Consider the following 14,760-nt stretch of genomic DNA (forward strand, 5'->3'; position numbering starts at 1 on the left):
TGTAAGGTAAAGGAGAAATATAATTGCCAAAAAAATTAGTTAAAACACCTCACGTTATGAGTGATCTTACTGACATTAACCAAGAGTTAGAGCCACTTAAAGCTCTAGCTGATCGTGAACTTGCTTCTATTTATGGTTTAACGGGGATGGTGTACACCCCTTATATAGATGACTATATGCAGGTGAGCATTAAGAAAGCAGCGATATTAGCTTGCTTAAAAAACCAAGGTTATTTACCTCTGTCGGAGGTCGAAATAATTACGGCAGAATTAGATTGCTTGCATAAAAGAGCCAGAAGCAATGCGGTTTTTGAATATAAAGGTAATGAATATAAGCGTCGATTCTCACCACTCAAGCTAAGTAAGTCGGGTAAAAATGTGCAAAAGTGGGCTAAATTTTGGCTATTACAATTACCTAATGGCAAAGTGGACCCAAATTGGGAGCGGCAAGTACGTGAAATCTGGCCGTCATACTTTCTTATCAGAACCATCAATATGTAGTTAACCCAAGTAATTCATTACCGGTTTATGCTTCCGGGTTGAAAATGGTCAACGGCTGGGTTGTAATATTTATTACTGACAGTTTTGCTAAAAACGCTAGATACAGCAGTATTGGAACTCCATAACTAGCGTTCAGCTTTCTAAGCGTTTACATCAACAACAACACGTCCGGTAACCTCACCATTGAGTAACTTGTCAGCAACGGCTATAGCATCATGAAGGCCAACCGTTGTCGCTATTTGTGATATTTTATCAGCTATTTGCGTCTGTTCTAGCCGGCTCCATGCTTCTAACCTGTCTTGTTGCGGGCGCATAACACTATCAATACCTAGTAACGAAACACCTCTTAAAATGAAAGGTGCTACCGTTGATGGAAAATCCATACCTTGTGCTAAACCACAAGCAGCAACACAACCACCGTAGTTAATGCTAGCGCAAACATTAGCCAGTGTTGTACTACCAACAGAATCAATAGCCGCAGCCCAACGCTCTTTCATTAGCGGTTTACCAGGGGCAGTTAACTCCGCACGATCAATAATCTCTTTTGCACCTAATTTCTTTAAATAAGCTGCTTGTTGTTCGCTGCCTGTTGACGCGGTAATGGTATAGCCGAGTTCAGCCAAAATTCTAATCGCAAAACTGCCAACACCACCGGTTGCACCCGTGACTAAAATATTACCACTTTCAGGAGTAATACCGTGCTTTTCTAATGCCATAACACAAAGCATCGCCGTGTATCCTGCAGTGCCAATGGCCATGGAATTAAATGGTGTTATACCTTCTGGTAAAGGAATGAGAAATTCGCTCTTAATACGCGCTTTTTGCGATAAACCGCCTAGATACTTTTCGCCCACACCGTAACCATTTAACAAAACATGATCGCCAATATTAAATTTATCATTATCACATTGCTCGACAACACCAACTAAATCTATACCCGGTATCATCGGGAAACGCCTGATTACCGGAACCTTACCGGTAATAGCTAAAGCGTCTTTGTAGTTGATGGTGCTGTAAAGGACTTTAATAAGCACGTCGCCATCATTCAAATCTTCTTCACTAAGCTCTTTAATACCGGTGTGATAGCCTTGGCTATCATTTTTATCAATCACTAAACTCTTAAACATATTATTCTCTCCAATTTAGACTGGTCGTCTATAAATAGTTAAAAATTACTTTGCTATTAATTGTAAAAATGTATCGATAAAAATATCGATTGGGGTTAGATCTTTTGTCAATTTACTTTTAGCTATTGCGCCTTCCCATCCCATCCAAAAGAAGCTCGCTAAGGCTTTACAATCAAGTGAAGCTGGAATGGCGTTCTCGTGTTGCGCTAATACTAGACAACGGGCTATTTTTTGTTGCCAATCATCAAGCGTAGCTAATAGTTGCAGCCGATGGCTTTCTGGCAATAGGGTGACTTCTTGTTCGAGATTGCCAATTAAACAACCGCGTTTGAAATTATATCGAGCCATGCCATCTTTAGCGTCATTGGCAAAGTTAGCAATACGCTTGAGGGGCTTATTATTGTCATTGAGCAGGTGTATATCTAATTTTTTAGCAAAGTAACGGCTGTATTCTTCAATAACCGCGATGCCAAAGGCTTCTTTGCTAGCGAAGTAATGATAAAAAGAGCCTTTGGGTACAGATACTTTTTTTAAGATCAGATCAATACCTGAAGAGGCAAAACCAAATTCAGTAAAATGCTCTACACCACTTTGTATTAGTAGTTGCTTAGTTTGGTTGCTGTCTCGGCCTGATTTAGCAGGCCTACCACGCTTTGGTGATATATTATCTTTGGTCATGCTTTTATATTAGACCGATCGTCTATTAAAAAGCAAGTTATAAATAGGATGCCTCTTTTAAGGCACGTGTGCTTTTAAAAGCTACTCTATCTCATTATTGTATCTCTGATGTGTTATCGCAGATATAACTCGTTTTGACTCATTTCTTGCTCGTTGCCTATGATTTGTTATATCTTTAACAATTACAGCGGCTAAAACAGTGACTTGTCTAAAATGGAAATAACAGCGGAAAATCATGAAGAAAGTACACTTGAATTAGGGCCACAAGCTTTTTCTAAGCAAAGCCACCAATTTTGGACTTTACAAATTACCGGTTGGTTAGGTTATGCCGTGGTGGTTTTTTTAGCCATTATTCGTCCACAAATGGCGCTGCAAGGTTTTAATTTTTCAGGTCAAATGCTTAATCTGTTCTTAGAAACATTGAGCGGATTTTTATTATCATACCTACAATGGCAATTGATCCGTAAAATTGTTCATTTACCGCTTAAAAAAACACTGTTGCTAAGTTTTGCGTCCGCCGCCACTTTAGGGCTGGTATTTAATGTGATGAAGTTAAGCTTCTACAAAATGGTGGTTTATCAGCAGCAGTGGAATGAAGCGTGGAACACCTTGGAATTTGGTGGTTGGTTATTGTTCTCATTAACTACTATGTTTGTCTGGACATCAATATATTTTATTATGCTTTATAACACTAAATTGCAGGGTGAGCATGAAATGTTACTGCGTGCGCAAACAGCGACTAAAGACGCCCAGTTACAAATGTTACGATATCAACTTAACCCGCACTTTATGTTTAATACCATGAATGCCATATCAACGCTCATTTATAAAAACGAAAATGATAAAGCTAATGAAATGCTTGATAAACTGTGTGAATTTTTCCGTTATTCATTAGATAAAAATGACAAGAGTAAAACAAGCTTGCAAAAAGAGCTTGAGCTAATTGAGCTTTATTTGTCCATTGAAAAAGTCAGGTTTTCCCATCGCCTAAACGTAGAAATAGATGTTTGTAAAACGGCATTAGCTTGCCAAGTACCTTGTATGTTGTTACAACCTTTAGTGGAAAATGCGATTAAATATGCGATTGAATTAAGAAAGTCTGGCGGTAAAATTAGAATCAGTGCTAAAAAATCGACGGATCGTTTATTGATTCAAGTTATCGATAATGGTCAAGAAAGCCAAGGTAAGGTCACTGATGGTTTTGGTATTGGTTTGAGTAATACAAAAGCTAGACTAAGTGCTATGTTTAATGGTGACTATGAAGTGAATATTACTGATACTGATGAGGGCGGTACTATGGTCTTTATTTCTATTCCTTTTGATAAACAAACTTAACATATGATAAATAAACCGCTAACCGCAATTATTGTTGATGACGAACCTCTTGCTTTAGAGGGCTTACGTCTGAGATTGGAAAAATTGCCAGAAATTGAAGTTATAGCAGAAGCTAGCGATGGTGACCAAGCTATTCATTTATGTCAAACCTTGTGCCCTGATGTATTGTTTTTAGATTTACGCTTACCTGGCCTCAATGGCATAGAAGTAGTGCAAGCATTACAGGCCGATATTTTACCTATGATAGTTTTTGTTAGTGCTTATGGTGAATATGCTTTAGAAGCATTTGAACTAAATGCCATTGATTATGTTTTAAAACCGGCTAATTTAGGGCGTTTACAAAAAACGGTAGAGCGGATAATGCAACGGGTTAAGCCGCTAGATTCAAGTAAAGAAAAATTCAAACTTTTACGTGCCTTGGGCGAAACTTCAGGTATTGCTGTAACGGAGTTAGAAAATTGGTTAGCATCTGATTTACCCTTGCCGACGCTTTTTAATCAGGAATTAGTGATTAAAAATAATGATCACGAAAAAGTATTCTTACCCATAAAAGATATTCGCTGGATTGACGCGGCAGGTGATTATATGTGTGTTCACACGCCCAGTGAAACTCATGTAGTGCGAATAACTATGAAAAAACTGGTTAGTCAGCTCGACCCTAAAATATTTACTCGCATACACAAATCTACTTTAGTTAACGTTAATTGTATTAAAAGTATTAAACCATTACGCAACAGTGAAAGCATTCTTGAATTGGGTGATGACGTACAATTAAAGGTCAGTCGCAATTACAGTTCCACCATACAAAAAATTGTAGAATCTAAACAAATTTAACTACTTGTCGTACTTTTGTAACGCCTTGTCCCATATTTACACTTAAAACCTTCCATAACGCAAGCATTAACCACCATGGCGCATTTCGTTTGTAACTGTTTGTAATTTGAATCAGTATGATTACAGGGGGTAGTCTGTAATTGTTATGCAAATAGCATTATGGCTACCGAGCTATGTTACTAATGAATTCGTATCAGATAATATAATTACAATCATACGAGTTTTTTAGTACAACAAAGTAGTCGGGGAATTGGAAAATTATTATGTTAAAAGCTGCAAAAAATATTACACAGTTGCTTGCTGTACTATCAACCATCACCTTAATAGGGTGTGGCGGTAGTAGTGCTGAAACCGAAACTAAACCGGACAAAATTGATCCGCAACAACCCGTCAGTGATTGGGCTATGGTGTGGAGTGATGAATTTGATGGCGAGGCTATCAATACGCAAAACTGGACACATGAAGTTAACTGTGCCGGTGGTGGTAACCAAGAAAAGCAATGTTACACCGATAGTGCAGAAAACTCATTCATACAAGATGGTATGTTAAACCTTGTCGCTTTACCTGCCGAAGAAGGTGCTGCACTACCTTTTACTTCAGCAAGAATGATCACGCGTTATAAAACAGACTTTAAATATGGTCGAGTTGAAATGCGCGCTAAAGTGCCTTCAGGGCAAGGTAGTTGGCCAGCATTTTGGATGATGCCAACAGATGAAGAGTATGGCGAATGGCCACGTTCTGGCGAAATAGATATTTTTGAATCAGTTAACCTAGGTGTTGCTGGTGCCGATGGTAATGTAGAAAGTAATATTCACGGTACACTTCATTACGGTAAAAGCTGGCCGAACAATTCATCTTCAGGTAAAGCGTATAGCTTAGCTGATGGTGTAAATCCAGCCGATGATTTTCATACTTATGCTATAGAGTGGCAAGAAGGTGAAATTCGTTGGTATATGGATGGCTATTTATATGCCACACAACGTCAATCTAAAGTACGTTATAACAGTAAAGATGAAGCCGTTGGTTTAGCCCACAAAGGTTGGTTTACAGAATATTTTGACCAAGTTTCTGGTGAGCTTGAAACCCATTGGGATACCGCACCTTTTGATAAAGATTTTTATTTAATCCTTAACTTTGCTGTAGGTGGCGACTGGCCTGAAAACGTTAACAATTTAGGTGTCGATGCGACAGCGTTTCATGCTGATAACAAATTCGAAGTTGATTATGTAAGAGTTTACCAATGTCAGTCGAATCCTGAAACTGGTAAAGGTTGTGAAACAGTAAGACCTGGCTACGATAGCTTTGATGATGCTCTTGTTGAAGGTAAAGCACCCGTGCCATTACCACCAAGTGACGGTGTTGCTAAAAATATCGCTATTTTTGATGGCTCTTTAGAGGCTAACTGGACAGCATGGGATTGTTGTGGTGGTACAACACCTGCAATTATTGCTGATGCTGACAAAGGCGACGTAGTTCAATTTAATATCAATGACAATAACGGTACAGTGTTAGGATTTTCAACCAGAGATGGCCATTTTCCTGCTGATTTTACCGGTGTTTCAGCCCCATTCGATGCATCTCCTTTACTCGACTTAAACGGCACATTGTCATTTGAAATGAAAGTCGTGACTGCTCCTACATCTGCTACAACTTGGTTACTTAAAGCAGAATCTGGCGATGGTGGACCTAACACAGGTGATGTTGCTCTTAATACTAGTATTGAAGGACTTGACCCAGTTGTTGGTGAATGGCAAACCTACACTTTTTCATTAGCGACCTTGCAAGAAAAAGGCTTAGACCTAAGTGCGATTGATGTTGTTATGATTTTCCCTGCTTGGGCTACTGGTGAAGGTGCAGAGTATTTAATAACGAACTTGGCCATTGAAGGTGATGTTGGTGCTTCTCCTGAACTTGTGATTTTTGCCGATGACGAAAACCCAAGTTGGCCATTGTGGGATTGTTGTGGTGGTTCAACGCCAACAGTTGAATTAGATGATGATGCCCATGGTAACGTAGCTCAATTCTCAATCGGATCAGAGCCAACAGTTATGGGCTTTATCTCTCGTGATCCTAACACAACTACTCCTGCGCCTTTTGATGCGTCAGCCATACTTTCTAATGGTGTTATTCAATTTGAAATGAAAGTAACGGCAATGCCTGGCGATGCTGCATGGATGTTTAAAGTTGAATCCGATAATAATGCTAGTTTCGCTGAATTGCCTTTAACCGATAGTGTTGAAGGTGTGGCCCCCGCTTCTGGGCAGTGGCAAACATATACCTATAATCTAGCCGATTTAGCTGATGCTGGCTTAGATGTTAGTGCTATTGATGTCTTAATGATATTCCCTGCTTGGGGCGCTGGTGAAGGTGCTATCTACCTTGTTGATAACGTGAAAGTTTACGATCCAACCGCAGTCGCTGGTAATAATGTAATATTTGCCGATGCGCCAGCTACGGGCTGGACAATCTGGGATTGTTGTGGTGGTTCAACGCCAACTCTTGAAAATGATGACACTGCTCATGGTGTGACGGCTGAGTTTGTTATTGGTTCAGAACCTACTGTTATGGGATTACTTGCTGATGATGGTGTATTTGTTGATGCGTCAGCGCTGTTAGCAAACGGTGTGGTGCAATTTGAGCTTAAAGTCATAACGGCACCAAACAATGCCTCAGCTGCGTGGTTATTTAAAATTGAATCTGATAGTGCAGCTACTTCTGCCGAGCTTGCTTTAAATACAAGTCTTGAAGGTGCTGACCCGGTAGTTGGAGAATGGCAAACTTACACTTTCCCATTACAAACATTATTTGATGCTGGTCTAGATATTAGTTTCATTGATGTTTTGATGATATTCCCTGCATGGGGTGCTGGTGAAGGTGCAGTATATCGTTTAGATAACATTATGATTTACGAGCCAACTGAGTAATCGGCACGTAATAGCTAGCAATTAAAAGTTAAGCGGCTGCTAAAAATATAATTAAGCCGCTTTTAACATACTATTTTAAGCAAGTAGGGCAATCATGAAACAATCAATTTTTACGAAAACACGTATAGCATTGACTATATCGTCAATTTTAACCGTAGGTCTGAGCACACAGTTAGCCGCAGCAGAAGAAAATTTAGTAGAAAAAGCCAATGATGAAGTTGAAGTCATTGAAGTGAAAGGCATCAAAGGTAGTTTGATCCGTTCAATGAATGTAAAAAGAGAAATGTCAGGTGTCGTTGATGCGATTTCTGCCGAAGAAATGGGTAAGTTCCCTGATACTAACTTAGCAGAATCTTTACAGCGTATTACTGGGGTTTCGGTTAGTCGCTCTAATGGTGAAGGTAGCCAAATAACCGTGCGTGGTTTTGGTCCTGACTTCAACTTAATTACTTTGAATGGCCGTCAAATGCCAGGTACTGGTAATTCTCGTTCATATAGCTTAGAAAACTTATCATCAGACGGTGTTTCGGCTTTAGAGGTTTACAAAACAGCCCGAGGAGAACACCCAAGTGGTGGTTTAGGAGCAACAGTAAATATTGTTACAGTTAAGCCTTTAAATAGCCCTGGAGAAAAATACTCTTTATCAGCGAAAGCCATTTATGATGAGTCGAATGAAAAAGGTGATGATGTTACACCTGAACTCTCTGCCCTTTATAGCAATACCTTTGCTGACGAAATGTTCGGTTTTGCATTGTCTTTTTCTCATCAACAACGTGATTTTCAGCAACAATCAGCAAATATTCAAGGCTGGCAGTTCCAACCAGACGCTCAATTGCCGACATTAGATGCAGATAAAGTTGTTGATAACCGCTCTGCAAATGCAGCGGCTGGGGCGTTTTTTCCTCGTGATATGAATTATGGTATTGCCGATGTAGAACGTGAAAGAACCAATGCCAATGTTACTTTCCAATACGCGCCGATTGAAAGTGTTGTTATGACACTTGATTACACTATGGGTGAAGCTACAACCGGCAATAATTCAGTGGGTTGGGGTCAATGGCACGATTATGGTGGAAACATTAACGCCTATGAATTAGATACCAATGGTACGGTTTTGTATGCCGACTTATCTGGTAACGATGGTTCTTACACTGCTAATCGCGATACTACTAAAGTTGATGAAAAATCTATAGGCTTCAATGTTGAATGGCAAGCAACCGATGAATTAAGTTTAACTTTTGATTACCATGATTCAGAAAGTAAAGCTGATAATGGTCAAGATACAGGCATGAATGGCACAGGTTCATTAGTTTTCGGTTCAGATCAACTCGTAACTAAAACCTATGACTATCGCAATGGTGACATCCCGCAGGGAACTATTTTTTGGAAAAATGGCACCACAACGTTAGCGCCAAGTGAAATGGATTCGCACTTTAGCCAATTTATTCACAGCCCAGGTCAGTCTGAAGTTGAGCAATTACAAATTGATGGTTCTTGGGACAATACTTATGACATTCCGTTGATGACGGTTAAATTCGGTATTGCTCGCACAGAAACAGCCATGAGTGGTTCAAGTGCGTGGAGTGGTTTAATTGGTGGTTTCTTATTTAATCCAAATTATTCTGCTGCCTTTCCAGATAGCATGTTTAGTTACAACACTACCGACGGCTTTTTAGACCAGTTCTCAAATGGTGAAAATCCAATAGGAGCTGGATATTATTATAGCTTTGATTTCGATGAAGCTGTTGCTCGTTCGCAAGCATACTTAAACCAAGACTTGCTTGGCGATGACTACTTTAGCACTGACCCTTATCGTGAGGGAAGTGTGAAATCAGAAAGCTCAGTTGAAGAAAAGACCAACAGTATTTATGTTTCTTCGTTATGGGACTTTGATGTTGCAGATTTCCCTGTACAAGTTAATGTCGGATTGCGCTATGAAGAAACTGAGGTTGAAAGTAATGTTTTACAAGACGTTCCTACTAATGTTTGGTGGCGAGGTGGTACTGAATGGCACACGCAATATACCCCAGGTGTAAATAATTTTTACGTTGAAGGTGGTGAATACGACATTCTTTTACCTATGATCGATATTCGTGTTGATTTAACCGATGACGTTGTCGCTCGTGCATCTTGGAGCAAAACCATTTCACGTGCCCCTTTAGGTAATCTTGCGGGTGGTTTAGCGTTAAGTCCAAGTCCTGGATTAGATTCACGTACAGGTAGTCAAGGTAATACTGATTTAGACCCATACGAGTCTAAAAACTTAGATTTCAGTGTCGAGTATTACTATGATGAGGCTAGCTATGCTGCAGTGGGTTATTTTAGAAAAGATGTTAAGAACTTTATCAGTAGCCGAAGTACGACAAGTCAATATGACGGCATACGAGATATTTCTAAAGGTCCTCGTTATGCTCAAGCAATAGCTGATCTAACCGCCGATGGTATGGCGACAACTGGCGACAATGTTTTTGCAAAAATGCAGGAAAATGGTGCTACGTTAAATGATCAAGGCTACCTTATCCCAAATGCTGATGATCCACTAATGCAATGGAATATCAGTGAGCCGTATAACTCAGATGAGAAAATGGTTGATGGTTTAGAAGTGGCAATTCAACACGTTTTCGGTGAATCTGGTTTCGGTTTTGGTGCTAATGCAACGTTTGTTGACGGTGATGTAAATTTTGATACTGAAAGTCTTGAACAACAATCTCCACTTGTTGGTTTGAGTGATTCAGCTAACTTTCAAGTGTTTTATGAGAAAGAAGGTTTGTCAGTGAAGGTTTCTTACGCATGGCGTGACGAGTACTTAATTGGTGTCGGTCAATCTCAGGGCTCTAACGATGCTCCTCCGCAGTTTGCTAAAGAGTTTGGTCAAGTCGATATGAGTGTTAACTATGACGTTAATGAAAACCTAACAGTATTCGTTGAAGGGGTTAACTTAAATAACGAAACTGAACAATCTTTCGGTCGTTACGAAGCGCAGTTTTTATCCGCTAGGCAATACGGCTCGAGATATACTTTAGGCGTTCGATATAGCTTTAAATAATCTCAACATAGCGCCTGTTTGATAGGCAGGCGTATTTCTCTTTATTTAGCAATGTTGTCTTCTAAGGGAATTTCAGTTAACTGAATTCAACTGATATCAGTTAACTGAACTCCTCTAAAAGATGATGACATTTCTAATTCCATCGTATAGGAATTTATCTTATGGCTAGTACTTCGGTCGTATTAGACAAACAACATAGCACCGCTGATATTGGTGCACCTAACCAAAATCGTTTTGCGTTGATCTCATTAACATCATTGTTTTTTATGTGGGGCTTTATTACCTGCTTAAATGACATTTTAATCCCTCATTTAAAAGCTATTTTCGATTTAACCTATACCCAATCGATGTTAGTGCAGTTTTGTTTCTTCGGTGCTTATTTTTTAGTGTCGTTGCCAGCTGGCCATCTAGTTAAAAAAGTGGGCTACCAAAAAGGTATTGTTGCTGGACTAGTTGTTGCAGCGTTAGGTTGTTTAATGTTTTACCCTGCGGCGTCAATGCATAGCTATCCAATGTTTTTGTCAGCATTGTTTGTATTAGCCAGTGGTATTACTATCTTACAAGTTTCGGCTAACCCTTACGTTACCTTGCTTGGACCAACAGAGTCAGCTTCTTCACGATTAACTATGACTCAGGCCTTTAATTCTTTAGGTACCACAGTAGCACCATATTTAGGTGGTTTGTTTATCCTAAATGAAGCAGTACATTCAATGGCCACTGAGCCTTCAGCAGACTCAGTTAAAGTGCCATATTTAATTTTAACGGCGGCTTTACTGATATTAGCGGCTATTTTTGCTTGGTTAAAACTACCTCATATTGCCAGTGCAGAAACTAAAGCTGATGAAGTTGTTTCAGGCTCGGCTTGGCAATATCGTCATCTAGTTTTAGGCGCATTGGGTATATTTGTTTATGTTGGCGCTGAAGTCTCTATTGGTAGCTTTTTAATAAACTTTTTTGGTGAAGCTAACATTGCCGGTTTAGAAGAGATGCAAGCAGCTAAATACCTGACCTATTATTGGGGCGGTGCTATGGTTGGTCGCTTTATCGGCGCTGCAGTAATGCAAAAAATTGATGCAGGTAAAACACTTGCCTTTAATGCTTTCTTTGCCGTGATTTTAGTGACTGTTGCTATGTTAACCAGTGGTAGTTTAGCGATGTGGGCTATTCTTTTAGTGGGTTTATGTAATTCTATTATGTTTCCAACCATTTTCAGCTTAGCGCTAAATAGCTTGGGTAAACATACCAGCCAAGGTGCAGGCATTTTGTGCTTAGCTATTGTGGGTGGTGCTATTGTGCCATTACTACAAGGTGTTCTTGCTGACATCGTGGGTGTGCAATTATCCTTCATTCTACCGGTACTTTGTTATATCTACATTGTTTCTTACGGTTTAATTGGCTCGAAACCAACGGCTGTTATTTTAAAGGAACAAGCGTAATGAATAAATTTACTTACCTCTTTGTTTCTACGATTTCAGCATTGGGTTTAGCGGCATGTAATTCTGGCGCTAAAGTTGAATCTAAGCCGAATGATACTGAAATAGCCTCGAAACAGGTCGCTGCTGAAAAATTAGTGTTGGCTAAGAAAAACCTGTCAATTTGGCCGACTATTGCCTCAGAAGTAAAAGCAGATGCTGCACTTGAGCGTCAAGTGCAGCGTTTATTGTCTAATATGACATTAGCGCAAAAAGTAGCGCAAATGATCCAGCCAGAAATTCGTGATATTACGCCAGAAGACATGCGTAAATATGGCTTTGGTTCTTACCTTAATGGTGGTGGCGCTTTTCCAAATAATAATAAACATGCCACGCCACAAGATTGGATCGCCTTAGCCGAAGCTATGTATCAAGCTTCTATTGATGATTCTTTAGATGGCTCAACCATTCCTACTATGTGGGGTACAGACGCGGTTCATGGCCATAACAATGTTATTGGTGCGACACTATTTCCACATAATATTGGCTTAGGTGCGGCAAACAACCCTGAATTGGTTGAGAAAATAGCCAAAATTACTGCGACAGAAGTGATGGTCACAGGCATTGATTGGGTATTTGCGCCAACGGTAGCAACGGTTAGAGATGATCGATGGGGCCGCACTTATGAAGGTTATTCTGAAGATCCAGAAATTGTAAGATCTTATGCTGCATCTGTGGTTAAAGGTTTGCAAGGCCATGCGGGTAATGACTTTTTAGGTGATGATCGTGTGATCAGTACCGTAAAGCATTTTATTGGTGACGGTGGGACAGTTGCCGGTGACGACCAAGGCGATAACCTAGCAACAGAGCAAGATTTATTTGACCTACATGCCCAAGGCTATGTTGGTGGTTTAACCGCTGGGGCGCAATCTGTTATGGCGTCATTTAACAGTTGGCATGGTGATAAAATTCACGGCAATCGTTACCTGTTAACCGATGTGTTGAAAAACAAAATGGGTTTTGATGGTTTTGTTGTTGGCGACTGGAATGGCCACGGACAAATTGTTGGCTGTACTAATGACAACTGTCCACAAGCGGCAAACGCTGGCTTAGATATTTTCATGGTGCCAACCGATGCTTGGAAACCGTTAATGGAAAATACCATAGCGCAAGTCAAGCAAGGCGTTATTCCACAAGCGCGCATCGACGATGCGGTTAGCCGTATTTTACGCGTTAAGTTACGTGCAGGTTTGTTTAATAAACCTAGCCCTGCGAATCGACTGTTTTCTGGTAAAACAGAATTAGTGGGCAGTGAAGCACATCGTGAAGTGGCTCGCCAAGCCGTTAGAGAATCTTTGGTATTATTGAAAAACAACGCTAATTTATTACCGCTTTCACCTAAGTTAAATATTTTGGTTGCTGGTGACGCTGCTCATAACATCGGTAAGCAATCGGGTGGTTGGAGTATTACTTGGCAAGGTACTAATAACAGTAATGAAGACTTTCCAGGCGGTACATCAATCTATGATGGTTTAGCTTCTCAAGTTAGAGCCGCAGGTGGCAAAATCACCTTGAGTGAACATGGTCAGTTTTCACAAAAACCAGATGTTGCCATTGTAGTTTTTGGTGAAGAACCTTACGCAGAAGGCCATGGCGATAAAGATAATTTAGCTTATCAGCGCGGTTTGAAAACTGATTTAGCCTTATTGAAAAAACTTAAAGCTCAAGGCATTCCAGTGGTAAGTATTTTTATCAGCGGTCGCCCTATGTGGGTAAATGCTGAACTTAATGCCAGTGATGCATTTGTTGCTGCTTGGTTACCCGGCTCTGAAGGTAAGGCCGTTGCTGATGTGTTATTAACTGACAAAAATAAAAAGATACAACATGACTTTAAAGGAAAATTGTCTTTTTCTTGGCCGAAAACAGCAAGCCAAACCGTTAACCGATTTGACGAAGTTTACGACCCGTTATTACCTTACGGTTTTGGTTTAACGTACAAAAATAACAAAGAACAAGTACTTTTATCAGATACATTATCTGAAGAAGTGAGCAGTGATGAAGGTCTAGCCAAAAACACCAATATATTCTCTGGTCAAGTAGTTAAGCCATGGCGCATGTTCTTGTCATCTGAGCAGCAATCAATTGAACTACGCTCAAATAGTGGCAAACTACCAGGTATTGCTTATCGTACGGTGGATAAAGTTGTTCAAGAAGATGCATTTCGACTTGATACTACTGGCACTGCAAAAACAGGCGTTGTATTTTCAAGCAGCTTTAGTGAAGATCTTGGTTTTGAACTAGAGCAAAACTCTGCCTTGGTTATTACCGTAAAACGTGACTCAAGCATAACTCAACCAGTAGTTGTTGAAATGCATTGTGAATCAATTGGTGACGCATTGGGTAGCTGTCGAGCGGCTGTTGATATTACTCAGCAGATGCAAACAATAGCGCAAGGACAGTGGCAAGATATTGCGATTAACTTACAATGCTTTGTTAAAAAAGGAATTGCGATGGACAAAATTGTATCACCGTTTGCCCTATATACACATGGCGCTGTTAAGCTTTCAATAAGTGATATTCGCTATCAACCGCAAGCTGAAATTAATACCCTTAAGGCGTTAATAATTCAATGTCCATAGCTAAACCCTAAGACATAATAACCTTATTAAAAAGGCGAGTAGTTTTCTACTCGCCTTTTTTATGTACAGGATGTACGGTATGCTGTGGTGACAGAACGTCAATGAACGGCGATATTTGTTTTTTGATGAATACTTCAACACAAAAAGCAATTCCACAAAAGTTTATTTTCGTCTGATTCCAGAGTTGATATTCATCCTTCAGGAAGGTCAATTCCATCTTTTATGCAATTAACCCAAGACTATTGGGGCAAAAACCCCGATAATT

Annotated in this window: 9 protein-coding genes; 7 read left to right on the plus strand and 2 right to left on the minus strand. The window is 39.9% G+C overall.

The genetic code is table 11. The annotated features are described in order from the left end of the window. The first annotated feature begins 23 nt into the window (after positions 1 to 23). Positions 24 to 500: a hypothetical protein gene (locus B5D82_RS04335; protein ID WP_245807554.1), complete on the plus strand. Its 477-nt coding sequence runs from the start codon at positions 24 to 26 to the stop codon at positions 498 to 500. A gap of 140 nt (positions 501 to 640) precedes the next feature. Here B5D82_RS04335 and acuI read toward each other — a convergent pair whose 3' ends face one another. Together acuI and acuR are read right to left on the minus strand one after the other, a co-directional pair. Beyond that, positions 641 to 1,627: an acrylyl-CoA reductase (NADPH) gene (gene acuI / locus B5D82_RS04340; RefSeq protein ID WP_081149520.1), complete on the minus strand. Its 987-nt coding sequence runs from the start codon at positions 1,625 to 1,627 to the stop codon at positions 641 to 643. A gap of 45 nt (positions 1,628 to 1,672) precedes the next feature. Then, on the minus strand, positions 1,673 to 2,305 hold the full coding sequence (gene acuR / locus B5D82_RS04345; RefSeq protein WP_081149521.1) for an acrylate utilization transcriptional regulator AcuR: 633 nt from the start codon (positions 2,303 to 2,305) through the stop codon (positions 1,673 to 1,675). Positions 2,306 to 2,518: 213 nt separating this feature from the next. Between acuR and B5D82_RS04350 the strand changes: the two genes are divergently transcribed. The 6 genes from B5D82_RS04350 to B5D82_RS04375 all read left to right on the plus strand — a co-directional run bounded on the left by B5D82_RS04350 (position 2,519) and on the right by B5D82_RS04375 (position 14,495). Then, positions 2,519 to 3,640 (plus strand): sensor histidine kinase, encoded by a 1,122-nt coding sequence (locus tag B5D82_RS04350; RefSeq protein WP_081149523.1) that lies wholly within the window; start codon positions 2,519 to 2,521, stop codon positions 3,638 to 3,640. Between the two features lie 3 nt (positions 3,641 to 3,643). After that, positions 3,644 to 4,474: a LytR/AlgR family response regulator transcription factor gene (locus B5D82_RS04355; protein ID WP_081149525.1), complete on the plus strand. Its 831-nt coding sequence runs from the start codon at positions 3,644 to 3,646 to the stop codon at positions 4,472 to 4,474. Between the two features lie 263 nt (positions 4,475 to 4,737). Next, positions 4,738 to 7,398 carry a glycoside hydrolase family 16 protein gene (locus B5D82_RS04360; RefSeq protein WP_081149526.1) on the plus strand — a complete coding sequence of 887 codons (2,661 nt, stop codon included), beginning with the start codon at positions 4,738 to 4,740 and terminating at the stop codon, positions 7,396 to 7,398. A gap of 94 nt (positions 7,399 to 7,492) precedes the next feature. Further along, a complete protein-coding gene (locus tag B5D82_RS04365; protein ID WP_081149528.1) occupies positions 7,493 to 10,444 on the plus strand; it encodes a TonB-dependent receptor in 2,952 nt (983 codons plus the stop codon). 161 nt (positions 10,445 to 10,605) lie between these two features. Beyond that, a complete protein-coding gene (locus B5D82_RS04370; RefSeq protein WP_081149529.1) occupies positions 10,606 to 11,880 on the plus strand; it encodes a sugar MFS transporter in 1,275 nt (424 codons plus the stop codon). Continuing rightward, positions 11,880 to 14,495 (plus strand): glycoside hydrolase family 3 protein, encoded by a 2,616-nt coding sequence (locus B5D82_RS04375; protein ID WP_081149531.1) that lies wholly within the window; start codon positions 11,880 to 11,882, stop codon positions 14,493 to 14,495. The genes B5D82_RS04370 and B5D82_RS04375 overlap by 1 nt, the downstream gene beginning before the upstream one ends. The last annotated feature ends 265 nt before the right edge of the window (positions 14,496 to 14,760 follow it).

This window comes from Cognaticolwellia beringensis (assembly GCF_002076895.1).
Classification (GTDB): domain Bacteria; phylum Pseudomonadota; class Gammaproteobacteria; order Enterobacterales; family Alteromonadaceae; genus Cognaticolwellia; species Cognaticolwellia beringensis.

Coding starts and splice junctions, on each gene's coding strand:
- acuI (WP_081149520.1), bottom strand. CDS start 1,627: ATGTTTAAGAGTTTAGTGATTGATAAAAATGATAGCCAAGGCTATCAC.
- B5D82_RS04375 (WP_081149531.1), top strand. CDS start 11,880: ATGAATAAATTTACTTACCTCTTTGTTTCTACGATTTCAGCATTGGGT.
- acuR (WP_081149521.1), bottom strand. CDS start 2,305: ATGACCAAAGATAATATATCACCAAAGCGTGGTAGGCCTGCTAAATCA.
- B5D82_RS04360 (WP_081149526.1), top strand. CDS start 4,738: ATGTTAAAAGCTGCAAAAAATATTACACAGTTGCTTGCTGTACTATCA.
- B5D82_RS04370 (WP_081149529.1), top strand. CDS start 10,606: ATGGCTAGTACTTCGGTCGTATTAGACAAACAACATAGCACCGCTGAT.
- B5D82_RS04365 (WP_081149528.1), top strand. CDS start 7,493: ATGAAACAATCAATTTTTACGAAAACACGTATAGCATTGACTATATCG.
- B5D82_RS04355 (WP_081149525.1), top strand. CDS start 3,644: ATGATAAATAAACCGCTAACCGCAATTATTGTTGATGACGAACCTCTT.
- B5D82_RS04350 (WP_081149523.1), top strand. CDS start 2,519: ATGGAAATAACAGCGGAAAATCATGAAGAAAGTACACTTGAATTAGGG.